22 protein-coding genes are annotated in these 25,687 nt (G+C 40.4%); 11 read left to right on the forward strand and 11 right to left on the reverse strand.

What is annotated here, in order from left to right; translation table 11 throughout:
* Positions 1-142: 142 nt before the first annotated feature.
* Both QL998_RS05270 and typA read right to left on the reverse strand, forming a co-directional pair.
* Positions 143-460 (reverse strand): hypothetical protein, encoded by a 318-nt coding sequence (locus QL998_RS05270; RefSeq protein ID WP_076926067.1) that lies wholly within the window; start codon positions 458-460, stop codon positions 143-145.
* 214 nt (positions 461-674) lie between these two features.
* Positions 675-2,498, reverse strand: coding sequence for a translational GTPase TypA (gene typA / locus QL998_RS05275; RefSeq protein ID WP_002961123.1), 1,824 nt, complete (start codon positions 2,496-2,498; stop codon positions 675-677).
* Between the two features lie 507 nt (positions 2,499-3,005).
* Between typA and glnA the strand changes: the two genes are divergently transcribed.
* The 5 genes from glnA to QL998_RS05300 all read left to right on the forward strand — a co-directional run bounded on the left by glnA (position 3,006) and on the right by QL998_RS05300 (position 8,089).
* The gene (glnA, locus tag QL998_RS05280) at positions 3,006-4,412 is read left to right on the forward strand and encodes a glutamate--ammonia ligase (protein ID WP_024603879.1); all 1,407 of its coding nucleotides are present in this window, start codon (positions 3,006-3,008) and stop codon (positions 4,410-4,412) included.
* 114 nt (positions 4,413-4,526) lie between these two features.
* Positions 4,527-5,048: a DUF4124 domain-containing protein gene (locus QL998_RS05285; RefSeq protein WP_024603878.1), complete on the forward strand. Its 522-nt coding sequence runs from the start codon at positions 4,527-4,529 to the stop codon at positions 5,046-5,048.
* An 82-nt stretch (positions 5,049-5,130) separates the two neighbouring features.
* Positions 5,131-6,201 carry a nitrogen regulation protein NR(II) gene (glnL, locus tag QL998_RS05290; protein ID WP_024603877.1) on the forward strand — a complete coding sequence of 357 codons (1,071 nt, stop codon included), beginning with the start codon at positions 5,131-5,133 and terminating at the stop codon, positions 6,199-6,201.
* Between the two features lie 14 nt (positions 6,202-6,215).
* A complete protein-coding gene (gene ntrC / locus QL998_RS05295; protein WP_024596969.1) occupies positions 6,216-7,601 on the forward strand; it encodes a nitrogen regulation protein NR(I) in 1,386 nt (461 codons plus the stop codon).
* Positions 7,602-7,630: 29 nt separating this feature from the next.
* Positions 7,631-8,089, forward strand: a complete 459-nt coding sequence (locus QL998_RS05300) for a cyclic nucleotide-binding domain-containing protein (protein ID WP_010554789.1) — start codon at positions 7,631-7,633, stop codon at positions 8,087-8,089.
* A 9-nt stretch (positions 8,090-8,098) separates the two neighbouring features.
* On the opposite strand, the gene QL998_RS05305 is transcribed toward QL998_RS05300, so the two are convergent.
* Positions 8,099-8,764 carry a hypothetical protein gene (locus tag QL998_RS05305; RefSeq protein ID WP_024603803.1) on the reverse strand — a complete coding sequence of 222 codons (666 nt, stop codon included), beginning with the start codon at positions 8,762-8,764 and terminating at the stop codon, positions 8,099-8,101.
* 55 nt (positions 8,765-8,819) lie between these two features.
* The gene (locus QL998_RS05310) at positions 8,820-9,107 is read right to left on the reverse strand and encodes a hypothetical protein (RefSeq protein WP_024596967.1); all 288 of its coding nucleotides are present in this window, start codon (positions 9,105-9,107) and stop codon (positions 8,820-8,822) included.
* Between the two features lie 256 nt (positions 9,108-9,363).
* Here QL998_RS05310 and QL998_RS05315 point away from each other — a divergent pair, with 256 nt between their 5' ends.
* From QL998_RS05315 to QL998_RS05330, 4 genes are all read left to right on the forward strand, one after another.
* The gene (locus tag QL998_RS05315) at positions 9,364-9,747 is read left to right on the forward strand and encodes an RNA-binding S4 domain-containing protein (protein WP_076926063.1); all 384 of its coding nucleotides are present in this window, start codon (positions 9,364-9,366) and stop codon (positions 9,745-9,747) included.
* A 102-nt stretch (positions 9,748-9,849) separates the two neighbouring features.
* Positions 9,850-10,278, forward strand: a complete 429-nt coding sequence (locus QL998_RS05320; RefSeq protein WP_182193755.1) for a hypothetical protein — start codon at positions 9,850-9,852, stop codon at positions 10,276-10,278.
* Between the two features lie 205 nt (positions 10,279-10,483).
* Positions 10,484-13,228, forward strand: coding sequence for an aconitate hydratase AcnA (acnA, locus tag QL998_RS05325; RefSeq protein ID WP_024603800.1), 2,745 nt, complete (start codon positions 10,484-10,486; stop codon positions 13,226-13,228).
* 120 nt (positions 13,229-13,348) lie between these two features.
* The gene (locus tag QL998_RS05330; RefSeq protein ID WP_024603799.1) at positions 13,349-13,603 is read left to right on the forward strand and encodes a hypothetical protein; all 255 of its coding nucleotides are present in this window, start codon (positions 13,349-13,351) and stop codon (positions 13,601-13,603) included.
* On the opposite strand, the gene QL998_RS05335 is transcribed toward QL998_RS05330, so the two are convergent.
* From QL998_RS05335 to QL998_RS05350, 4 genes are all read right to left on the reverse strand, one after another.
* A complete protein-coding gene (locus QL998_RS05335) occupies positions 13,604-14,152 on the reverse strand; it encodes a DUF4124 domain-containing protein (protein WP_024603798.1) in 549 nt (182 codons plus the stop codon).
* 145 nt (positions 14,153-14,297) lie between these two features.
* Positions 14,298-15,038, reverse strand: coding sequence for a phosphoadenylyl-sulfate reductase (locus tag QL998_RS05340; RefSeq protein ID WP_182193757.1), 741 nt, complete (start codon positions 15,036-15,038; stop codon positions 14,298-14,300).
* A gap of 43 nt (positions 15,039-15,081) precedes the next feature.
* The gene (gene cysI / locus QL998_RS05345; protein ID WP_076926058.1) at positions 15,082-16,779 is read right to left on the reverse strand and encodes an assimilatory sulfite reductase (NADPH) hemoprotein subunit; all 1,698 of its coding nucleotides are present in this window, start codon (positions 16,777-16,779) and stop codon (positions 15,082-15,084) included.
* A 61-nt stretch (positions 16,780-16,840) separates the two neighbouring features.
* Complete coding sequence (locus tag QL998_RS05350) at positions 16,841-18,655, reverse strand: assimilatory sulfite reductase (NADPH) flavoprotein subunit (RefSeq protein WP_182193759.1); 1,815 nt, start codon at positions 18,653-18,655, stop codon at positions 16,841-16,843.
* A 303-nt stretch (positions 18,656-18,958) separates the two neighbouring features.
* On the opposite strand from QL998_RS05350, the gene QL998_RS05355 reads away from it, so the two are divergent.
* Positions 18,959-20,584, forward strand: coding sequence for an endonuclease (locus tag QL998_RS05355; RefSeq protein ID WP_290192272.1), 1,626 nt, complete (start codon positions 18,959-18,961; stop codon positions 20,582-20,584).
* A gap of 86 nt (positions 20,585-20,670) precedes the next feature.
* Here QL998_RS05355 and QL998_RS05360 read toward each other — a convergent pair whose 3' ends face one another.
* Positions 20,671-21,657 carry a hypothetical protein gene (locus QL998_RS05360; protein WP_290192273.1) on the reverse strand — a complete coding sequence of 329 codons (987 nt, stop codon included), beginning with the start codon at positions 21,655-21,657 and terminating at the stop codon, positions 20,671-20,673.
* A gap of 417 nt (positions 21,658-22,074) precedes the next feature.
* Between QL998_RS05360 and QL998_RS05365 the strand changes: the two genes are divergently transcribed.
* Positions 22,075-23,574, forward strand: coding sequence for a DUF3360 family protein (locus QL998_RS05365; protein ID WP_007582201.1), 1,500 nt, complete (start codon positions 22,075-22,077; stop codon positions 23,572-23,574).
* Between the two features lie 93 nt (positions 23,575-23,667).
* Here the strand turns inward: QL998_RS05365 and leuD are convergent, their stop codons facing one another.
* Complete coding sequence (gene leuD / locus QL998_RS05370) at positions 23,668-24,267, reverse strand: 3-isopropylmalate dehydratase small subunit (RefSeq protein WP_010555450.1); 600 nt, start codon at positions 24,265-24,267, stop codon at positions 23,668-23,670.
* Positions 24,267-25,667, reverse strand: a complete 1,401-nt coding sequence (leuC, locus tag QL998_RS05375; RefSeq protein ID WP_101217610.1) for a 3-isopropylmalate dehydratase large subunit — start codon at positions 25,665-25,667, stop codon at positions 24,267-24,269. Before leuC ends, leuD begins: the two co-directional genes overlap by 1 nt.
* Between the last annotated feature and the right edge of the window lie 20 nt (positions 25,668-25,687).

Below are 25,687 nucleotides of genomic sequence, written 5' to 3' on the forward strand. Positions count from 1 at the left end.
CCAATAGGTTGGGTTGAGCGAAGCGAAACCCAACGAAAAATATCCTACCAACAAAAACAGAGACTTTGCAATATCGATTATCTAATTCTCAAGCACGTTTTTGCTTAGACAAAGAGCGCTGCGCCCTAATATAAAGCTAATTTCAGCCACCCTTTTGCTCATGTTTAATAATTTTAAGAAGCAAATCAATTCTGCGATTTGTTTTTTTGGTTTGCTCCCTAATCATTCCCTGCACCACAGCTGAAGCAAGGAAAATAAAACATATTATTTGAAATAATTCAGTTTCAATATCATAGAAGCTATTAGCAATTGATAACAAAACAAACGGTAAAAAAATTGATATGAGATCTTTCAAGCCCCAATCATTTTTTCCTAACGTTTCAAATTCATCTTTATATTTTTGCAGTTCAGCAATATGTTCTATCTCTAGTTTTGCCTTCATTTCATTTTCGGTATTCACACTAGCTTACTCTCACATATTAAATATAGCTTTGATAATAACTTAATACCTTTTTTAGGTTCAATATTAAAAACTGTTTAACGGTATCGAACCAACCGCGATGTTCTTCTAACCTGAGAGCTTACAGCTCTTCTCTCGCTAACTATTATTCACAAAAAAGCCGCTGTGTTTTTCAATACAGCGGCTTTTAAAATCATTATTCTAAATTAATAGATTATGACTTAGGTGCACGACCCGCACGTTTACGTTCGTTTTCTGTAAGGTGTTTCTTACGGATACGAATGTTTAGTGGAGTAACTTCAACTAGCTCGTCATCATCGATGAACTCAAGCGCTTGCTCAAGTGAGTAGTTAAGGTGCGGAGAAAGCGTTTGCGCTTCATCAGTACCAGATGCACGTACGTTAGTTAACTGCTTGCCTTTAAGGGCGTTAACTGTAAGGTCGTTATCACGGTTATGAATACCGATAACCATACCTTCGTATACTTCAACACCGTGACCGATGAATAAACGGCCGCGCTCTTGTAAGTTGAATAATGCGTTAGTAAGTGCTTTACCAGTTGCGTTTGCAATCATTACGCCGTTCTTACGAACACCGATAGCGCCACCTTTATGAGGACCATAATGATCGAACGTATGGTACATAAGACCAGAACCCGAAGTAAGCGTCATGAAATCAGTTTGGAAACCAATTAAACCACGGCTTGGGATCATGAAGTCTAAACGCATACGGCCTTTGCCATCTGGAGTCATGTTAGTAAGTTCACCTTTACGTAGGCCAACTTGTTCCATAACAGAACCTTGATGCTCTTCTTGACAGTCAATAGTCACTGTTTCAAACGGTTCTTCTAGAACGCCATCTACAGTACGTAAGATAACTTCTGGACGAGAAACTGAAAGCTCGTAACCTTCACGACGCATGTTTTCGATTAAGATACCTAGGTGTAATTCACCACGACCAGAAACACGGAAGCTATCTGGGCTAGCAGTATCTTCAACGCGAAGTGCTACGTTGTGTACTAATTCTTTGTCTAAACGCTCACGGATATTACGTGACGTTACAAACTTACCTTCTTTACCACAGAAAGGTGAGTTATTTACAGAGAATGTCATTGTTACAGTTGGCTCATCAACACTTAGTGGTGGTAATGCTTCAACGTTTCCTGGGAAACAAACTGTATCAGAAATCTTAAGCTCACCAATACCTGTTACAGTTACGATGTTACCAGCGTAAGCTCTATCAGTTTCGATACGCTCAAGACCTAGGTAGCTTTGTACTGCACCAATTTTACCATTACGTGTAGTGCCATCAGCACTGATAATAGTAACTTGTTGGTTAGGAGCAACAGAACCACGTTTTATACGACCAATACCAACTACACCAACATAAGAGTTGTAATCTAGTTGAGAAATTTGCATTTGGAAGTCACCTTCAGGATCTGCATCCGGTGGTGATACTTCTTCAACGATCATCTTGAACATAGGTTCCATGTTGTCTGATGGTTCGTCTAAATCTAGTGTTGCCCAACCGTTGATTGCTGAAGCGTAGATTACTTTAAAGTCTAACTGTTCGTCAGTCGCGCCAAGGTTGTCGAATAAATCAAAGATTTGATCCATAACCCAATCTGGACGAGCGCCTGGCTTATCAATTTTATTGATAACGACGATTGGTTTTAAGCCTTGCGCGAATGCTTTTTGCGTAACGAAACGCGTTTGCGGCATTGGACCTTCTTGAGCATCAACAAGTAATAATACTGAGTCAGCCATCGAAAGTACGCGTTCAACTTCACCACCGAAATCGGCGTGTCCCGGGGTATCTACGATATTGATATGGTAGTCATTCCAAGAAATGGCTGTGTTTTTAGCCAAAATGGTAATACCACGTTCTTTCTCAATGTCGTTTGAGTCCATCACGCGCTCTTCGTTACCGCCGCGTGTTTCTAATGTACCTGATTGCTCAAGTAGTTTGTCAACCAGTGTTGTTTTACCATGGTCAACGTGCGCGATAATCGCTATATTTCTTAACTGTTCGATGCTCATATATTTACTCAGAGAAATTAAATTCTCATTGATCCTGCAAGATCTACGCACTCATCCACGCTTTCGCGAGATGTCCCAGCATAGGATTTAAAAGGGCGCATATTATCCCTCATTAATGACATGGATGAAAGTTTATCCAATATAAATTTCAAAACTTTCTCAATACTTTTACTAAGTATCTGTTTTATATATGACAATTATATGAATTAAATTTCAAATTTTTTTTGAAAAACAGCCTTTTTGGCTATTTTGCTGATCTTTTTGGTACTCTTTTGCATTTAGGTTATGCTATTTCCGAGCGATTAAATTAGCAGCAAATTGTGCCCTGTAAATTTTGCACCAAAAAGGAAAATTTACGCACCAATATAGTGCGTTTGTACATTCCATTTTGATGCAACGATATTTTTTTAATTTATAAACAGCTAGTTATAAAAATGGCACAAAATCAGCTTAGTAAATCCCAAAGCAATTATGCAGCAATAACAAAACCCAATAGTTGGAGGACACATGTCACAATCGGTTTTAGATTTTATTAAAGAAAATGACGTCAAGTTCATTGATTTACGCTTTACTGACACTAAGGGTAAAGAACAACATATATCTATTCCTCATCACCAAGTTGATGAAGACTTTTTTGAAGACGGTAAAATGTTTGACGGTTCTTCAATTGCAGGCTGGAAAGGCATAAACGAATCAGACATGGTATTAATGCCAGTTGCTGAATCAATCAAACTAGACCCTTTCACTGAAGAATCAACATTAATCGTACGTTGTGACGTAGTAGAGCCTTCAACACTTCAAGGTTATGAGCGCGACCCGCGTTCTGTTGCTAAGCGTGCTGAAGATTACATGCGCTCTACAGGTATTGCAGATACAGTTTTATTTGGCCCTGAGCCAGAGTTTTTCGTATTTGACGACGTTAAATACAAATCAGATATGTCTGGTTCTATGTACAAAATTGATTCTAAGCAAGCTGCTTGGAACTCAGATAAAGAATATGCAGATGGCAACACAGGTCACCGTCCAGGTATTAAAGGCGGTTACTTCCCAGTTGCTCCTGTTGATGACTTCCAAGATTGGCGTTCAGCTACGTGTCTAGTTCTAGAAGAAATGGGTCAAGTAGTAGAAGCACATCACCACGAAGTTGCAACAGCAGGTCAAAACGAGATTGCTACTCGCTTTAATACAATGGTATTAAAAGCGGATGAAATCCAAGAAATGAAATATGTTATCCATAACATGGCTCACTTATACGGTAAAACAGCAACGTTTATGCCTAAGCCAGTTGTTGGTGATAACGGTTCTGGTATGCATTGTCACCAGTCACTTGCTAAAGACGGTGTTAACCTTTTTGCTGGCGATAAGTACGGCGGTCTTTCTGAAGATGCACTTTACTACATTGGCGGTATCATTAAGCATGCTAAAGCAATTAACGCTTTTGCAAACGCATCTACTAACTCGTACAAACGTTTAGTACCAGGTTTTGAAGCACCAGTTATGCTTGCGTACTCTGCACGTAACCGTTCTGCATCAATCCGTATCCCAGTGGTTCCATCTGAAAAAGGTCGTCGTATTGAAGTACGCTTCCCGGATCCAACAGCTAACCCATACCTTGCTTTCTCAGCAATGCTTATGGCTGGCCTTGATGGTATCAAAAACAAGATCCACCCTGGCGATGCTATGGATAAAGATTTATACGACTTACCAGCTGAAGAAGCAGCAGAAATTCCAACTGTTGCAGCATCACTTGACGAAGCACTATCTGCACTTAGCGCAGACCGTGAATTCTTAACTCAAGGTGGCGTATTCACTGACGACTTAATCGATGCTTACATCGAACTTAAGTCTAAAGAAGTTGAAAAGCTTAACATGACAACTCACCCAGTTGAGTTTGAAATGTACTACAGCTGTTAATATAAGCTGTAAAAAATATGTGTGTTCTCAAGCCCGCTTTGCGGGCTTTTTTAATGGTAAAATTAGTCAATCTCCACTAAAGTTAAGTTACCGATAAAAATGCAGGGCTGCAGAGTGAATAACAAGATTTTATTACTATTAATTACTTTAGGATTAAGTAATTATGGTTATGCCGGTGAAACAAAAATATACGCTTGGAAAGATAAAAATGGCGTATTAGTGTTCTCTGACACCCCTCATAGAGGTGCTAAAGAGGTAAAGCTTACCAGCCAAGATCTTAATATGCCTGCAACAAATACTGACATTTTTGACGAGCAACCCCAGCCTCAACAAGCGGCCTTTAGTATTGCCATTTCCTCACCTGATCATAACCAGACTATTCGTGAAAATACCGGCACTGTTTATGTTACTAGCCGAATAAAACCGCGCTTTGAAACTGGTTTTACTATACAACTTTTTATTGATGGTAAAGCACACGGCCCTGCCAGTGACAGCTCAACCTTTGCAATAAGGGATGTAGAACGTGGTCAGCACACACTACAATTAAAGCTTTTTAATAGTAAAAACCAAGTTATTGCTACAAGCGAGCCCTGTATGTTTTTTATGCACCGAAAAGGGCTAAGCCTAAGTAATTAAATTGGGGTATTACTAATCGTGCAGCAGTGTATTTTACCGTATAACTTGCTTGCAAACATCAACGCACTAAAATGGTGCAGCTATGATTAATAATAAAAACTTTAGCCCTGAGCTACTCGATGCTATTTGGCAAAATCAAACAACCGCTATCATGTTGCTTGATAAAAACTTCACCGTTGTCTATGCCAATACCAGTACTAGCGAACTGCTTGGCCTTGGTAACAAGCGCCTATTAGATCAGCCTTTCGACAGTCTTTTTAATTACCATTCAATCGATTTGCAGCGTATAGAACAATACTCATTAGTTGAAGGTGTAGATTGCCAGCAGCACAGAGCTGACGTGGTTTTTAGCGATTCTCGCCATGCAAAAGTAGCCGTAAGTACACGACAAATTAAGTTTGATGGCTCACTTTATATTTTATTTGAGTGGCGCCAAACTGATGACGAAATTAAGCACGACCAAGCGTCTAATCAAATGCATCAATACCAAGCAGCCCGAAATCTAATTAGAGGCTTAGCTCACGAAATTAAAAATCCTTTAGGTGGAATTCGCGGAGCGGCGCAGTTATTGCAGTATGAGGTTGATCAACAAGAAAGAGACCAATGTGCTGAACTTATCATTGAGCAAGCTGACCGATTACGCGAATTAGTAGATAGGCTTTTAGGGCCAAATCAGCTTCCGCAAAAATCGTATGGCAATATACATCAATCACTTGAATCAGTTGCACGACTAAGTACGTTAGATAATTGTTCTAACATTAGCTTGGTTAAGGATTACGACCCAAGCATTCCTGATGTATACATTGATCAAGGTAAAATTCAGCAAGTAGTATTAAACATTGTTCGAAATGCTCAGCAGGCGCTTGTAAATGGCGGTGAAATAACAATAAAAACCCGCATTAATCATCAGCATCGTCGCCCAGGTAAAGCACCTAAAAAAGCCTTGTTGATCCAAATATCTGATAACGGACCAGGTATTGATCCCAGTGTACGTGAAACACTGTTCTACCCTATGATCACCAATAAAGAAGATGGCTCAGGGTTAGGACTCTCAATAGCGCAAACGCTGATAGATCAACATGATGGCTATATAGAATGCGATAGCTGGCCTGGACATACTGAATTTAATATCTATCTGCCCTTTGCAGATTAATGTTTGGAGTTTGCATGAAAACAGTTTGGCTTGTAGATGATGATGCCTCAATTCGCTTTGTACTTGAAAAGGCACTAACCCGTTCAGGGTTTAACACGGAGAGCTTTGCTAATGCGCAAGATGTACTAAGCGCACTAAAGTTTAGCCAACCTACTGTTTTAGTTTCTGACGTTAGAATGCCAGGCATGGATGGTATGGCGTTGCTTGAACTTATCGCAGAGCAAAACCCTGGGCTGCCAGTTATTATAATGACTGCCCACTCAGATTTGGACTCTGCAGTTAATGCATTCCAAAAAGGTGCTTTTGAATACCTAGCTAAGCCGTTTGATTTAAACGAAGCAGTGGCGCTAGTCGAGAGCGCGTGCAGAGCAAACTCCACTAAAAAAACTAAGCGAAAGCAAGCTCCACCAAAAAGTGCCCACATTATTGGTGAAGCACCCGCTATGCAAGAAGTGTTTAGAGCGATAGGTAAACTATCGGCCTCTAGCATGAGCGTATTAATAAATGGTGAATCTGGCACAGGTAAAGAACTTGTCGCCAGCGCCCTGCACAACCATAGTCCACGTAAAGAAAATCAATTTATTGCACTTAACATGGCAGCCATTCCAAAAGAGCTAGTTGAGTCAGAGTTATTTGGCCACGAAAAAGGCGCATTTACGGGCGCAGATAGCGTACGTAAAGGCCGCTTTGAGCAAGCCAATGGCGGCACACTGTTTTTAGATGAAATTGGTGATATGCCACTTGATGTACAAACACGTTTATTGCGCGTACTTGCCGATGGTGAATTTTATCGCGTTGGTGGCCATCAAAGTATAAAAGTAGATGTCCGTATTATTGCGGCTACTCACCAAAACCTTGAAGATTTAGTTAAACAGGGCAAGTTTAGGGATGATTTATTTCATCGTCTTAATGTTGTGCGCCTACGTTTACCCGCTCTCCGAGAGCGCACTGAAGATATAGAAAGCTTATCGCAGCACTTTTTACATAAAAGTGCTAAAGAACTACAAGTAGAAAGCAAAGTGCTGAGCCCTAAAGCGACTGAGCAATTACGTTTATTTAATTGGCCAGGCAATGTACGCCAATTAGAAAACACGTGTCGCTGGCTAACAGTTATGGCGCCAGGTGAGCTTGTAAGCGAGCAAGACTTACCACCGGAGATTCTGGATGCTTCGCCAACCCAAGAAGAAGGTGATTGGCTAGATGCGTTTCAGCAATGGCTTAATCAAGAGCTTAAACAAGGCAAAGAAAATATTTGGCCTGACATTCAAGCCCAGCTAGAAACTCGTTTAATTAAAACCGCCCTGGCTAATTGTTCTGGTCATAAGCAAGATGCTGCTATAAAAATTGGTTGGGGACGCAACACGTTGACCCGAAAATTAAAAGAGCGCAATATTAGCTGATTAAACGCTTTTAACACATTTGGTTATTGATGAAGCTAATCGAACATATTCCATTATTCAAACAAATGGAAATTATAAACAGGCTGCACTTTTTTAAGGAATTTACGCTCAGCGAGCGCCAAGTCTTATTGGAGTCGTTCGGCCTGTTATATTTAGTAAGCCAGCATCAGTTTTTATTTAAGCAATACGATAACGACAAGCGCTTATATATTGTACTTAGCGGCGCGCTATTAGTATTTAAACATAATCATTTGCTAGAACTTGGTACTATAGAGCCAGGTGAATTTATAGGTGAAGGCGCTTTTATAAATAACCGAGAGCGCAGCACTAGCGCACGCGCCAAAACCGACAGCATAGTTCTTGCTATTACCCCTGAAGCACTCACCCGCTTACCTAATGTTATCCGTGAAAAAATTAAAGACCGAATTATAGAAGGTATGAGTTTGCGTATTGCAAAACTTAGTGAACATATAGAAACTCACGGTTAACTCTATCACTCAATCCATATAAACAATTTGCAATGAGCAATCAAGCCAACTGGGCTTATTAGCGTGCGCAGTAAAAGTGTAAGTATCTGAAGGCTTGGCACCAAAGGGGGTATTTACAAGTGGTTGCGAGTGGCTGTATGTTTGCGAATAATTTTTGTAATAAATGACAACGTAACCGTATAAAAACTCCCAACCTAACCTTACAACAGCGCCACTGGGTAAGGTAAAGTCAGCATATTTATCTGTAAATGTGACAAGTAAATCATTGTACTTGTCTTCGCTGCATTGAGTTGTTCGTAACCTTTTAGGCATAACAAAGGTTGTACCCGCCACTACATTTTTTAAATAAAAACCTATGTTGCCATCACCATAAAAATGATTTGAACGCGTTGTATAGTTAACTTGTGGCTCGTAACCTAGCCCCTGCATTATAGCCGCAAGTTGCTCAGTTTCTTTAGAATAAATCTTATCACTTGATAAGAGTAATGTGGCTTCACCAAAGTCAGGTGGGATTGCCAGCTCTACATATTCATAAGAGAGCGATTGTGCTTTTAGCGCAGCATCGAGCTGGTTGCGCTGTTCATCTTGCAAGTTTTCACTAAATACATACACGGTAGGTTGTTGGCACGCAGCTAATAGTAATGCCAACACACATATTAAAATTCCATTTTTCATAGTTACCCTTTTAAATTACAATTGTAGTCTATTAAAGGTAACTATTTATAGCAATTTAATTTGTTTGGCTATCTAACCACGCATCAACACTTTTACGGGTGTATAAAACTTCTTTAAATAAACGATGGCGTTGAAATTCAAGTACCGATTTTTTTTTCATATCGCCACTCACTAAACGACTATGGTGATCGTTAAATTTTGAAATCACAGAAAAACCACGTTCAGCATTTTCCTTTTGCTCTTTTACTTGATTAGTAAGATGTGACCTAACATCATCTGCGGTCAACATATCTGAATTATCTAAGCCCATTAGCTCTTTTTTCATTGCTAATCTTACGCCCATTTTCTACTCCGTTTTATATGTATTCATTACACATTGATTAATCCGCCAGAGTTTTAGCAATTAGCGAGCCATACGTAAAAAAGATTGCAACGAAGCTTAACTTTTAATTGCTTCAGTTTTTTTAAAGACAGATAAAATACCTAAAAACTTTCATAACTAATTGTGTATTACAGCTATCTAAAGTTACTTGCTTTGGTGCAAAAGTCGCTGTAAGCCTTTATACTAAAGCCTGTGCGTTACCCCACCGAGAGCAAATATGAACGAAGAATATATAGAAATAGAGTTAGAAGAAGAGCCGATTGAGCTTTGTAAATTATTAAAAGTATTAAACTTAGTTGAAGGTGGCGGCCAAGCTAAAAACCTAATCACTGAAGGCTATGTGGGTGTTAACCATGAAATTTGTACAATAAAGCGGAAAAAATTATACAGTGGCGATGTACTAGAATTCGATGGTGAGTTTTTTCAACTTGCGTTAAGTGAAGATGCAGTTCCTGCAGAAAAACCTGCGGCACAACCTCAAGCAGAATCAAAGCAAGCTGCACCACAACCAATAAATCAGCCAGCTAAAGCTAAGCGCAAGCGCACTAAAAAGCCAAAAGTTGACGATAAAACAGGTCGTCGTCCTATTTCATTTGGTTAAGTATTTAAAAAACCCTCTTTTTATATAAAAAGGCCACCTTGTATAGTTGGCCTTTTTGCTCTTTAATTACCTAGCTAATAATAATAAAAACAAGGTAATAATATGTCACAAAACACACCAGCCACCTGGTTTAAACCCGCTGTATGGGCGGCACTTGTATGGAACTTACTTGGCGTTATTGCATTTGCTATGCACATGATGATGACACCCGAAATGATAGGTAAACTACCGCTAGATCAACAAGCTGCCTACTCTAACGTTCCTATTTGGTCAACTATTGCCTTTGCTATAGCTGTATTTGGAAGCACTTTGGGTTGTCTGTTTCTACTTACTAAAAACGCGCTGGCAATACCTACTTTTGCACTGTCGCTCGGTGCTATTTTACTACAGCAGTACTATAACTTTGTAGTTATAAACAGTATTGAGCTGCTTGGCGCAAGTGCTGTATTTATGCCTGTTTTTGTAATCATAATTGCCATTGCTCTACTTTATTTAAGTATTAAAGCTAAGCAACAAGGTTGGTTACAGTAATTAATAAAGGTCAAAATAACTTTTGACCTTACCTCGTCTTTCAAATCATCTCTTGAAATTAAATTTTTCAGCATCATCTCTACTATAATAATTGTATAAAATTCGTTCTCTAAAGACAGCTTTTTACATTGGTATGCACTTTGCAACTCAAGTGCTACAGAGGTCACTCTTCAAAATATTTTTATAATTCATAAAGGGGCAAATAATGAATAATAGTTTCGATACCCAACATCAGCTCACAATAAACGGTGAGCAATATCATATTCATTCTCTAAAAGGACTTGGCGACAAAGCGAAACGATTGCCCTTCTCCTTAAAAGTATTACTTGAAAACCTTCTTCGAAACGAAGACGGCGCAAATATTAAAGAACAAGACATTCAAGCCCTCCTTAATTGGGATCCTCAAGCAAAACCTGCATCTGAAGTTGCCTTTACTCCAGCTCGCGTAGTTATGCAAGATTTCACCGGTGTACCCGCTATTGTTGATTTAGCCGCGATGCGTGACGCAATGGAAAAACTAGGTGGCGATCCTGCAAAAATAAATCCGTTATCGCCAGCTGAACTTGTTATTGACCATTCGGTACAAGTAGATGGTTATGGTAATGATGGTGCATTTGATTTAAATGCCAAGCTTGAATATGACCGAAATAAAGAACGTTACGAATTTTTACGCTGGGGACAAACCGCTTTTGATAATTTAAAAGTAGTGCCACCAGCAACCGGTATTGTTCACCAAGTGAATTTAGAGTATTTAGCCCGTGTTGTTTTTAATGAAGAGCGCGATGGCAAAAAATTCGCTTACCCAGACACTCTCGTAGGTACCGACTCTCATACAACCATGATTAATGGCTTAGGTGTACTTGGTTGGGGCGTAGGCGGTATTGAAGCCGAAGCGGCTATGCTTGGTCAGCCAATTAGTTTATTGATTCCACAAGTAGTCGGTATGAAGCTAAGCGGCAGATTACCTGAAGGTACAACCGCAACCGATTTAGTATTAACAGTAACCGAAATACTGCGTAACCATGGTGTAGTGGGTAAATTTGTAGAGTTTTATGGTGACGGCCTTGCCGACCTACCACTTGCCGATAGAGCAACCATAGCGAATATGGCACCAGAATACGGCGCTACGTGTGGTATTTTCCCGATTGATGATGAAACCATTAACTACCTTCGCTTAACAAACCGCGACGAAAAACACCTAAAGGTAATTGAAGATTATGCTAAACACCAAGGTTTATGGCGTAACGATGGCGACGAAGCGAGCTACACCGATACACTCGAACTTAAATTAGACGATGTTGTACCAAGCCTTGCAGGCCCTAAACGTCCACAAGATAGAATTGCCCTAAATAAAGCGGGTGAAGTAATTGGCGAGCATTTAAAAGGCTTTCAAGATGAGCGTATGGCTCGTCGCGACAAAAGCGATGAAGAGCAAGCTCGTATTGAAAGTGAAGGCCCAACAACAAATCCAGATGAGCCAGTAGACGAAGCACAGTTTATGGGTGCCGCTAAAGTTAAATTTAAAGGCCAAGAGTTTGAGCTAAATGATGGCGCTTGTGTTATTGCCGCAATTACCAGCTGTACCAATACCTCTAATCCAAGTGTTATTTTAGCCGCAGGCTTAGTCGCTAAAAAAGCGAAGCAATTAGGCATTAATGTAAAACCTTGGGTTAAAACATCCCTTGCACCAGGCTCTAAAGTAGTTACCGACTACCTAGAAAAAGCAGGCTTGATGGACGACCTAGAAAGCCTAGGATTTAACTTGGTAGGCTATGGCTGTACTACGTGTATTGGCAACTCAGGTCCACTAGCGACTGAAATATCAGATGCGATTCAAAAGCATAAATTAGTGGTTAGCTCTATTTTATCGGGTAACCGTAACTTTGAAGGGCGTATTCACCAAGATGTGAAAATGAACTTTTTAGCCTCACCTCCACTTGTTGTAGCCTATGCCATTGCCGGCAGAACCGACATTGACGTATACAACGAACCCCTTGCGCAAGATGCTAATGGTAACGATATTTACCTTAAAAACATCTGGCCAAGCGTTAAAGAAGTGAGCGACCTAGTTAAAGAAACAGTAACTAAAGAAATGTTTGAAAAAAGCTACGCTAACGTTTACGAAGGCGATAGCCGCTGGCAGCAAATTCAAATACCTGATGGCAAACTTTATGATTGGGATGACGCATCTACCTACATTAAAAAAGCACCATTTTTTGATGGTATGAAAGTAGAACCTCCGGGTATTCCAACGATTGAGGGCGCACGTTGTTTAGCTAAGCTTGGGGATTCAGTAACTACTGACCATATTTCTCCAGCAGGTGCTATTAAAGCAGAAGCGCCAGCAGGTTTATACTTGCAAGAGAAAGGTGTAGAAAAATCGCAATTTAACTCGTATGGCTCACGCCGTGGTAATCACGAAGTAATGATGCGCGGCACGTTTGCCAATGTACGTCTTAAAAACTTACTTGCCCCGGGTACTGAGGGCGGTGTAACACGTACACAACCAGAAAACGATTTAGCAAGCATTTACGATGCAGCTATGGAGTATCAAAAAAATAATACGCCTCTCATTATTTTAGCGGGTAAAGAATACGGTACGGGTTCATCTCGTGACTGGGCGGCCAAAGGCTCACTTTTACTAGGCGTTAAAGCGGTTGTAGCACAAAGCTATGAGCGAATTCATCGCTCTAACTTAATTGGTATGGGTGTATTACCTCTGCAATTTAAAGAAGGTGAAAGCTACGAGTCACACGGGTTAACAGGGCAAGAACAATTTGATATTGATGGCCTGTACGATAAAACCGATGAAGTAACCGTTATTGCTACAAATGCCGAAGGTAAAAAAGTAACCTTGAGTGCTGATGTACGTATTGATACCCCTAAAGAGTGGGATTACTACAAACACGGCGGCATTTTACAATATGTACTGCGTAATATGATCGACTAACAAAGACAGTAGTTAATACATCTAAAAGCCCAGTTTAGTAATAAGCTGGGCTTTTTTATATTTGCTGTTTGTTGTCTTAAATCAATGCTAAGCATTTAAAGCGTGCCTACTGAGGTAACTATGTCGCAAACAATGATAATTAGGCTGCTTAAAACATCAATAGTGCTTGGGTTGTGCCATATCGTGACTGCCCATACGTTAATTGTGTCGAACTACTTTACTGTCGAGCATGGTATTAAAGGAATAACTATAGCGGCGGCATGCATTGCTGTAGGCGTGCTGCTGTCGCTTCCCACTAAAATATATTTAACAGTATTATTGATGGAAGCCGAAAAACGTTATTTAAAAAACCATAAAAGCACTCACTCTAAATAATTAAAGTGCACTTAAATTATTAATTTCTTTATTACGTTTTTCTAGTTTGTCTTTTACATTTTCGGCGTCATTAAATAGCTTTTTAACCGAATCTGGGTTCAAAATACTGATCCCCTCTGGTGCAGCCGACATTGTATTTGTACTTGGAGAGGTATTTAAAATAGACGTGTCTTCTGCAGCAATAACAGTAATATCTTTAGGATCGAGTTTTACTTCAATACTTTTTGCATGTGGGTTAGGTGTATCAGAAAAGTGCCATTGGCCTGTTTCGTCTTGCCACTTAAAAATTTTACCACTTGAGGTAGCATTTGCAGCAATTGGTTCATCAGAAATACTGCTCGCAATTTTATCGCCAGCTTGCTGAACGCCCTGCACTGCTTGGTCCAAAGTACTGCTAGATAGCGCGACCATTCTTTCTTTAATTTGCTGAGATTCACTGCTAATTGATGATGCAGAAAGCCATGTTTGACCATCGGGCTTTTTTAAATAAAACAAAGAGATGACTGCAATAGCCATAATTGATATAGCTAAGTAGGTAAAGTATTTCATAGCGTTCCTGCTTTAATTAATCCTTTAATGCCTTGAGTCTAATAAAAAATACTTAATTAGGCAATTTTTTGTACCCGAATAAAAGAAAATAAAAACGCAGCCGAAGCTGCGTTTTTATTTGCGATTTAACTACATCGTAGTGACGTTAAATACCGTCACCATCCATGTGTAGTCCACATTCTCGGTTTAAACCAAAAAAGCGAGTTTCTTCCTCTGTCATTCCTGGTTCTAACTTACGTGTTGTATGTACGTCACCCATCGACACATAACCTTGTTCCCATAATGGGTGATAAGGTAAATCGTGCTTAGTAAGATACTGATACACGTCGCGGTTAGACCATTCAATAATCGGGTACACTTTAACGGTACCACGGCTTATTTCTACAAACTGTTTATCAGCACGTGTAGATGATTGATCGCGACGCAAACCACTAAACCACGTGCCCGCTTCTATCTCTTTAAGTGCGCGGGTCATCGGCTCAACTTTATTAAGCTGGTTATATTGCTTAATGCCGTCCTCGCCTTGCTCCCACAACTTACCAAACTTAGCTTCTTGCCATGCTGGGCTTAGCTGCGCTCTATACACCTTTAAGTTTAGTGATAAACGCTCACTCATTTGTTCAATAAACTGATACGTTTCAGGAAATAAATAGCCTGTATCGGTTAATACAACGGGAATATCTGGACGTTGTGAGGTCATTAAATGCAGCATTACTGCCGCTTGAATACCAAAGCTAGATGATAAAAAAGCCGTATTAGGCAAGTTATCAAGCGCCCATGCAACACGCTGTTCTGCGCTCATATTCGCTAGTAAACCATTAGCATCAGCTAGCATAGCCGTTTGGCTTTGTTTATCTAGCTGTAAAATGTTTTTAAATTCACTCATGGTAAATTCCAAACCTCACCAGCGCCAAAGCGCTGGTATTTAATTAAGCGTGAAAATCGGTTACTGATACTTTTACTTCAGCAACAATGCCTTTGCGTATAACAAAGTCACCAAAACACTCACCGTCATTGCGCTCGCTTGCCCATTGGCCAATTAGCTTATCGAATGCTTCTAGGTAAACGTCTTCGCCTACGTTCTCAAGGTACAATTTAGGAATACGTGTGCCTTCTAAATTACCACCTAGGTAAACGTTGTACTTACCTGGGCCTTTACCCACTAAACCAGCTTCGGCTAGCATTGCGCGGCCACAGCCGTTCGGGCAACCAACAACGCGCATAATAATGCTGTCATCTGGTATACCGTGCTTAGCAAGTAATGCTTCAGTTTTTTCAACTAGGCTTGGTAAGTAACGCTCTGCTTCGGCCATTGCAAGTGGGCACGTTGGCAGTGAAACACACGCCATAGAGTTTTTACGTTGCTGCGAATCTTTGTCATCAATTAAGCCATGGCTACGTGCAATTTCTTCAATCACGGCTTTTTGATCTGCAGGTACACCCGCAATAATTAAGTTTTGGTTTGCCGTCATACGCATGTCACCTTGGTGAACTTCTGCAATTTTACGACAACCTGTTTTAAGCGGTTTGCCTGGGTAGTCTAAAATACGACCACTTTGAATGAATAGCGTTAAGTGATGCTTACCATCAATGCCTTCAACCCAACCAATGCGATCGCCTCGGTGAGTAAACTCAAACGGACGGCTTGGTGCAAACGTAACGCCTGAGCGTTTTTCTACTTCTGCTTTAAATACATCAACACCTACACGGTCTAGTGTGTATTTAGTTTTTGCATTTTTACGGTTTGAACGATTACCCCAATCGCGCTGCACAGATACAACATGCTCTGCAATTTTTAAGGTATCTTCTAGCGTAATAAAGCCAAAGTCATCAGCCTTACGCGGATAAGTTGCGGTATCGCCGTGCGTCATTGCAAGGCCACCGCCCACTAATACGTTAAAACCAACAAGTTTGCCGTTATCAGCAATTGCCACAAAGTTTAAGTCATTCGCATGCACATCAACTTCGTTGTTAGGTGGAATAGTTACCGTTGTTTTAAATTTACGCGGCAAGTAATTAGACCCTAAAATTGGCTCTTCTGTGGTTTCTGCTTTTTCGCCATTTAACCAAATTTCGGCATACGCTTTCGTTTTTGGTAATAAATGCTCAGAAATTTTTGCAGCCCAGTCGTAAGCTTCTTGATGTAACTCAGACTCAACTGGGTTAGTAGTACAAAGCACATTACGGTTAACGTCACCCGCTGTAGCAATAGAGTCTATACCTACGCTATCAAGCATTTGGTGCATGCCTTTAATATTAGGCTTTAATACACCATGAAACTGAAACGTTTGACGCGTTGTTAAACGAATACTGCCGTAGCTTGTTTTGTCATCTGCAAACTTATCGATTGCTAGCCACTGCTCTGGCTTAATAATACCGCCAGGCATACGTGCACGTAACATTACATTATGTAGCGGCTCTAGCTTTTGCTTAGCACGCTCACCACGTATATCGCGGTCATCTTGTTGGTACATGCCATGAAAACGAATTAGCTGAAAGTTGTCGGCAGTAAAACCACCAGTAATTTCATCTTTTAAATCTTTTTCTATGGTGCCACGTAAAAAGTTACTTTCTCTTTTCAAACGTTCGTTATCAGAAAGTTTTACGTTTTTATCTTGTTCGCTCATTTTAAATCCTAAATTTGTTACAGTGACGGCTGTTAGCTGTTAAATAAAATAAGAAACGTGATTAATACACGTCTTTCTGATAGCGGTTTGCGCTACGCAAATCTTTTAAGTATTGCTCTGCGTCTTCGTTACTCTTACCTGTGTTTTCTTTAACGATATCAAGCAAGGCGTTGTGTACATCTTTTGCCATACGATTTGCATCGCCACAAATATAAAAGTGAGCGCCAGCTTCTAACCATTCAAACACGTCTTTACTGTTACTGCGTAATTTGTCTTGTACGTATACTTTTTCGGCTTGGTCGCGGCTAAATGCAACATCTACTTTGTTGAGTAAACCCGATTTTAAATAACCCTGTATTTCTACTTGGTATAAAAAATCTTGAGTAAAATGTGGGTTACCAAAAAACAACCAGTTTTTGCCTTGCGCTTCACGCGAATCACGTTCTTGTAAAAATGCACGGAACGGCGCAATACCGGTACCTGGGCCAACCATGATCACAGGTGTATCATCGTTAGTAGGTAGGCGGAAATTATCGTTGTGTTCGCTAAATACTTTAACTTTACAACCTTCTTCAGCACGACGAGTTAAGTAACCAGTACAGCCACCTAAATGCTCGCTATCAAATGCATCAAACTGCACTAGACCTAGTGTTAAATGTACTTCGTCTTCAACTTCGCTTTGGCTAGATGCAATTGAGTACAAACGAGCTTGTAGTTTACGTAAGCAATCTACTAATGTTTGCGCATCAAGCTTTGCTGGGTTTTGGCGAATCACATCATATATTTGACGAGGCTCAATGTATGCGCGCATTGCCGTTTTATCTTCAACTAGTTTAAGCAGCTCTGGCGTGCCCGTAGCAGTTGCATATTTTTCTACAAAACCAGGGTATGACTGAGTCAGCTCTAGTTTTTCAATAAGTGCATCGCGTACGCTTAGCTCTTCATCACCTACTTTTACAATGCTTGTTGCATCAATTTGAGTAAGTGTAAGTACTTCATCAACTAATACATCGTCATTTAAAAAGTACACACCTAATGAATCACCTGGCGTGTAAGTAATGTCAGAACCTTCAAGCGAAATTTCAACGTGGCGTACATCTTTAGTCGAGTCGCGACCGGTAATTTTTTGAACAGTTAATAGCTCTGCTTCAAATGGATTTTGTTTTGTATATTGGCTTGCTGCAGAGGTTGGAGCGCCAAATGGCATTGATACAACTTGACCACCAGCGGCCTCTTGTTGCGCTTTTAAATCAGGTTCGAATGCGTCAATTGCGCCCGCAATCCATGTTGCAGCTTCTTCTTCATAATCTACATCTAAATCAGCACGTTGATATATGGTCTGTGCACCTAGTTTATTTAAACGCTCTTCAAAGTCTTTTGCTGTTTGGCAGAAAAACTCATAGCTAGAATCACCCAAACCAATAACGGCTATTTTTACATCGTCTAGTTTTGGTGCTTTTTTAGTTGCTAAAAATTCATAGAGTGTTTCTGCGTCTTCTGGTGGCTCACCTTCACCGTAAGTAGATACAACGATGGTTAAAAACTTTTCTTTTTTCAGGGCTGTTGGTTTGTAATCTGACATGCTAACCAATTTAACCGCTAAGCCGCGCGACTCAGCCTGCTCTTTCATTTTGCTTGCTACGCCTTTTGCGTTACCCGTTTGCGAACCATATAAAATAGTTAGCGCTGCAGCATCTCCTGCAGCCGGTACGCCAGCAGTGGGAGCACCTAATGCAGCTGAGTTAGCATTAGCGGCTAAGTAACCACTTACCCATGCTTGTTGAATTGGATTAAGCTCAGCCACTAAACCTTGCAGCTTTTGTACTTGATCTTGCGATAGCGGGCTTGCCGCAGCATTTAGTTGACCTAACAACATGAATCGATTCCCCATAACCCTGAAAATTAAACACAACACACTTTGTGTATTGTTAAAAATGAGTTTTACCTCATCCAGAGTGTATCTGTTGAGGTTTTCTAAGTATGCAGGATAACGGGCTAAGCATAGATAAAAAAAGAATAGAATCTGCTTTGATATTCCATTTAGTTATTAATTTATAAAAATACCTTCAAAAACAGTTTAAAGAGTAATTGTTGCCTTTTACTGCATTTTAAATTAACAATTTTGTAACCAAACTAATGTAGGGTATATTTTACTTTCAAAGTAAAAATAGGAACAATCATGTTACACGGGAAATATAAAAACAAATTAATTAGTACCGCTTTGTTACTGGGCTCATTACCTGTAATGGCCAATGTAACTAATGGCGGCTTTGAGCAATGGTCAGGTAATACACCTGATGCATGGACAACAATAGATGGCGGAATTAGCCTTTCACGATCCACCAGCACAGTTAAAAGTGGCAGTAGCTCTGCTGCTGTAAATGTAACTACAGGGTCGCAAAGTAACACCGATTTATTACAACAAGTTACTGTAGAAGCAGGTAAAACCTATAACTTTTCGGCTGATGTTTACCATACCGAAGGTAAAGTTAAGGCGCGCTTATATGTAGACGGCTACCAAGGCTATTCAAATCAGGCACAAACTAACCAATGGCAAACAGTTAGCCATAGCTATACAGCAAGCAGTGATAAAACAATTAGTGTTGGACTTAGGTTTTACGATGTAAGTGGATTTGATGGCAGCGAAACCGCATACGTAGATAACTTTTTACCAAACGCTGATGGCAGCGCATCAACAAGTTGTACCGACAATAGCCTTACCCTAACGCTTAATACCGATAATTACGGTAGCGAAACTAGCTGGGCCGTAAATAACAATCAAGGTAGCGCAATCGCTAACGGCAGTGGTTACGCATCAAACACACAATATGATGAACAAATATGCCTAACTGATGGTACATACGCACTAGTTATTAGCGACAGCTACGGCGATGGTATGTGTTGCTCAACAGGTAGTGGCAGTTATGCACTTAAGCAAGGCTCTACCACACTTGCAAGTGGTGCAAGTTTTAGTAACACCGACAGTACAGCATTTACTTTAGGCGGTGGCTCTGGTGATGGCGGCGGGACTAATCCAACACCCACAGGCTACTATGTTACTGCTCAAGGGTTATCGGGTTATACACTAAAAACTGAGCTTTATAATATTATTAAAGATCATAATGCACAGGGTTACTTGGCTATTTGGAATTTTTACGACTCATCAGCACGTGATAAATACTTTGAAAACGATAACAGCATTTTAGATATGTATAGTGAAAAACCAAACGGTTCAGATAGCTACAATTATACTGCTGTGAGCGATCAATGTGGTAACTATAGTGGAGAAGGCGACTGTTACAACCGTGAGCATTCATTCCCTAAAAGCTGGTTTGGCGGCACTATTGAGCCAATGAACTCAGATGTGCATCATATTTACGCAACCGACGGTTATGTAAACTCAAAACGTAGTAATTTCCCATTTGGTGAAGTAGCAAGCGCTTCATTTACATCAACTAACGGAAGTAAATTAGGTTCTGCAGCAAGTTCATTAAATTACTCTGGTACTGTGTTTGAGCCAATTGACGAATTTAAAGGTGACTTTGCTCGCGCTTATTTTTACATGGCAACGCGCTACGAAAATGTAATAGGCACTTGGCAAACCAAAACGACCTCAAGTAATGCAGTGCTTGATGGTTCAAGCAACAAAGTGTTTGAAAGCTGGGTCGTAGCCATGCTGCTTAACTGGCATAACAGCGATCCTGTAAGCCAAATGGAACTTGACCGTAACCAAGCAGCGTTTGAATTTCAAGGTAATCGTAACCCGTATATCGACCACCCTGAATTTGTAGAAATGATTTGGTAAAAGTTAGCTGTTAAAACATAAGCCTTTGCAATTGCAAAGGCTTTACCTTTTAACGTGTAATATTTTTAGAGATATGATGGTTTAAGCTAGTTATAAGAAACAATTGCGATAAGTGACTTTTCAGCTCTGTTTTTCATCAACGTTAAAAGTGAATGATGAAAATCTTGAAATATCACCTCTCCCAATATTCGCGAATAAATACCAAAGTTTGTATTATCTTGAACGGTAGTTGTTAACGTTAGAATTGTATTGCCGCTTTTATCTTCACTTAGCTGATAGCCCCCATAAAGTGGAGAAAAGTATTCACCGCCAAGTTTCACGTGTTTATCGAGTGCGTCATCGGGGATAGCATCAGGGTCTATGTCAAATCTATAAAGCATTTTTTTGTTTGGTTGCCAATCAGTAATTACCTCTTTAAATACAACTCCTTTTTGCCATTTACTCGTTCTAATTGCCCCAACACCCGTAGCATTCATATTTGCCTCTAAAGGTTTAGGTACACCTATTAATTGGGTAAGCGAAAATGGCAACTCTTGTGGCTCTATTGTGCTTACATTTGCAAGCTGCTGCCATACACGATTTATAGGTGCTTCAATAACCATAGAGTTGGTGACTTCGTACGTTTTTGATAAATTTAAAAAATTAACTTCAATAGGTGAAAGTAATACAGGAAGCAAAGCAATTGAAAGTAAAGAACGGTTAGCATTTTTTGTTTGACGATTATTAATAAAGCCTGCCAGTAAACCGCCAATACTTGCAAAGAGCATAAAGGCAGGTAATGCCATGGCCACACAAATACTGCCTTCAAGTAAAGTAATTACACTTACAAATAAAAAAACAAAAATAGGCTGCCAAGCAATCGTCACCATTTGCCTTTTAGTTAATGCTTTTGATTCGTTGTACTCAAAGTGAATACGAATATAGCCAATAGCAACAGGCACTAAAAACATAAATGATATAGAGACTAAGCTACCTAAATTATAAGCATTGACTAGCTCTACAAACAGCCGCATAAATATGCCGTAAAGCGTACCAAGTAAAATACCAATTGATTTAGGGGATTTGAGTTGCATCTCTATTCTTTATTGTTGTTATTAACAATCCGAAAGTAACAGAAGTATTATTTCACCACAAATAAAACGAAATTAACGGCTGCTACCAATAAGCTTTTCAAACAAAGCGGCTTTTACAGCCACTAAGACTAAAGGATAATAACCTGCCATTAACACTACTCCCCGCTATAAACAGTAATCAAACTCCTTAAAATAAAAAACAAGCCATTGATTTATAATAACTTTAAATCATTTTGTATAGTTTTATAATTTCTAACGTAAAGCTGACTGTCAGATTAACTGTATTAAAAACAACCATACACGACCTTTTGCCTATACATCCCAGCCTAAGAGCTGATTTACCCTGCATGTTCAATATTCATTTGCTTTAACAAAGCCGTATTTATTTGATTAAGCAACAATGTTGCAGGAGAACGCATGCAAACTACACCACCCGGTGATGCACCATCAAACACGCACAAAGATGCTCAAAGCTACGAGCAACTTCACAAGCCGAGTTCAGAGTTTAATACTCGCGACGAGTACCTCGAACATGAATTACAAATTATGCAGCCTAAGCGCTGGCGTCCTAATTTACCGTTTAGAGATTACCGATTTGAATTTGAAGACACTATACCTGCAATGGCGGGCACTATTGGTAAAGTCGTTATGGTGGGGGCTATTGCAGCAACCTTTGCGGCGCCTCTTGGTTTAAGCGATGCATTTGTTTTAGAAAATGTACGTTACGAATTACTCATTGTTTCTATTTTTATCATCTTATTCTCAGGCTTTATTTTACCAACAGCCAACTTGGCTGGTACTCACGGCCCGCTTATTCCGTTAATTCCTATTGTTGTTGCTGCTGGCGGTCACCCTATGGCGTTTGGCTTACTCATTGGTGCCTTTGGTTTTATTTTAGCCATAACCAAGGGAGGAAGTATGCTCGCGCGCCTAACCAGTAAAGGTGTATGTGGCGGGCTACTTATTTATTTAGGCTTTATTGGTACTATTTCGCAAGTTAAAAAGCTGTTTGCTTGGGCTGAAGCCATTGATATGGCACACATTGCGTTTATTGTTATTTTAGCCACCATTTTATTGTATGCGCTATTAGAGCACTTTAAAAAGCGTTGGTTAGCCGTGCCGTTAAGTTGCCTTATTGGTGGCGTGGTTGCCTTTGCCTTAGGCGCACCGTTTGAGTTTCATACTGCACCGGGTTTACCAAATATGAACCCAGCTTACTGGTGGGGCGAAAACACGGGTTGGATGCTAGGTTTACCAACGCTTGAAAGCTTTGTTGTTGTACTCCCATTTGCAGTGCTCGCCGTTGCTATGTGGTCTCCTGATTTTTTAGGCCATCAAGTATTTCAAAAAATAAGTTATCCGCAACGCACTGAAAAAGTACAAATGAATATCGACGACACCATGCTAAGTGCATCGGTTAGACAAACATTCGGCTCACTTGCCGGTGGTGCTAACTTTGCCTCCTCTTGGGGTACTTATATTGTGCCTGCCGCTATTGCTAAACGCCCTATCCCTGCTGGCGCTATTTTAACTGCATTATTTTGTATTATTGCTGGTTTATGGGGTTACCCTATGGATTTAGCAATTTGGCAGCCTGTATTGTGTGTAGCGCTTATTGTTGGTGTGTTTATCCCGCTACTTGAAGCTGGCATGGAAATGACGCGCGAAGGTAAAACGACGCAATCAGCCGCTATTGTGGTATTTGCTTCGACCTTAGTTAATCCTGCTTTTGGTTGGTCACTTACTATGCTACTTGATAACTTAGGGCTGATTGGCTGTAAAGAGCGCAGCGCTGAGTTAACTAAAATGAGCCGCTGGGTGATTCCACTTATTATGTTTGTGTTACTTACCACTGTAATGGCAATTGTAGGTATGTTACCTGGTATACCGGCGTTAATGGCTGACTTTAGGCATTAACCTTTAGCTACCACATCTCATATTTACCCACAAAAAAGCACGGCAATTGCCGTGCTTTTTAATACGTGATTTTTAATACACACGGTTAAGCAATTACTGCCAAGAACGCTCAGTCGCTAGTTGTTTTTCAAACGCATCAATTTGTGGGTTTAGCGTTTCGGTTACACCAATAAAGTCTAAACCACTTAACAAACGTTCTTTTACCTCTTTACTAATATCAAAACTAATTGGTGCAAACTTACTGCTTGTTAGTGTTTGATTTTCAAGGTCGATTTCAATGTTAATATCGTCGTGCTGCTCGCTAAGTACAAACAATTGCTCAAGCGTATCGGCAGGTAGCGCTATGGCTAACATTTGGTTGTTACCACAGTTATTAAAGAAAATATCTGCAAAGCTTTCAGCTAAAATCACTTCAAAACCATATTGCTTCAGCGCCCATGGCGCGTGCTCACGAGATGAGCCACAACCAAAGTTGTCGCGCGTTAATAATATTTGCGCGCCTTGGTAGCATGGGCGGTTTAAAATAAAGTCAGGGTTTGGCTCGTCGTTATCTAGGTAACGCCAATCATAAAACAATGCCGCATCAAAGCCTTCGCGGCTAGTTGATGTTAAAAACTGCTTAGGGATAATTTGGTCAGTATCTACATTGTTTTTATCAAGTGGGGCCATTAAGCCACTAAAAAATACGCTCATTAGGCTTCTCCTCTAATATCAACAAAGTGACCATGTATTGCAGCAGCTGCGGCCATTGCAGGGCTAACTAAATGAGTACGCCCGCCACGACCTTGGCGACCTTCAAAGTTACGGTTAGAAGTAGATGCACAACGCTTGCCTGCTCCTAGGCGGTCATCGTTCATCGCTAAACACATAGAACAACCCGGTTCGCGCCATTCAAAGCCAGCGGCTTTAAAAATATCGGCTAAGCCTTCGTCTTCGGCTTGTTTTTTAACTAAGCCAGAGCCCGGTACAATTAACGCCTCTATGCCGGCAACAACATGTTTGCCTTCAACAATTTTTGCAGCAGCGCGCAAGTCTTCAATGCGGCTATTTGTACATGAGCCAATAAATACCGTGTCTACTTTCGCGCTTGATAATTTATCGCCCGCTTTTAAATCCATGTATTTAAGCGCGCTGCGAATAGCGTCCGCTTTAATTAAATCAGGTTCTTGGTCTGGATCGGGTATGCACTCATCAACACCAATTACTTGCTCTGGGCTTGTGCCCCAGGTAATTTGTGGCTGAATGTCGTCGGCATTTAGCTCAACAACTAAATCAAAGTGTGCGCCTTCATCCGTTTTTAAAGTTTCCCAATATTCAACGGCTGCATCAAAATCTGCGCCTTTAGGTGCAAACGGACGACCTTTTAGGTAATCATAAGTAATTTGGTCAGATGCAATCAAACCCGCTTTTGCACCCATTTCTATGCTCATATTACATAGCGTCATACGGGCTTCCATTGAAAGTGCTTCAATGCCTGCACCACAAAACTCTGCTACATAACCTGTGCCACCAGCGGTACCTAACTTGCCAATTACCGCCATAATTAAATCTTTAGCCGTAACCGTTGGACGCAATACACCGTTAATTTGAATTTTTAACGATTTCGCCTTTTTTTGCTGTAGCGTTTGCGTTGCTAATACGTGCTCAACCTCAGACGTACCAATACCATGCGCTAATGCGCCAAACGCACCATGCGTAGAGGTATGGCTATCGCCACATACAATGGTTGTGCCAGGCAAAGTAATCCCTTGCTCTGGGCCCATTACGTGCACAATACCTTGATTAATTGAGTTTAAATCGTAAAGCACAATACCAAACTCTTTACAGTTTTTATCAAGCGCCATTAATTGGTTTTTAGATACTTCGCTTGCGGCATCAAGTGATCGGCTTTTAGTCGATACGTTATGATCCATCGTTGCAAAGGTTTTTTCTGGGCAACGTACAGTACGGTTTTTTTCACGTAGACCAGCAAAAGCCTGCGGAGAAGTAACTTCATGCACTAAATGGCGGTCAATATAAAGTAAGTCGGTTTGCTCGTTTATGCTGGCAACGGTATGTGATTGCCAAATTTTTTCGTATAACGTTTGGGCCACTTGCTAATTCCCTAATCTGT

It is taken from the genome of Pseudoalteromonas sp. APC 3691, assembly GCF_030408135.1.
Taxonomy (GTDB): Bacteria; Pseudomonadota; Gammaproteobacteria; order Enterobacterales; family Alteromonadaceae; genus Pseudoalteromonas.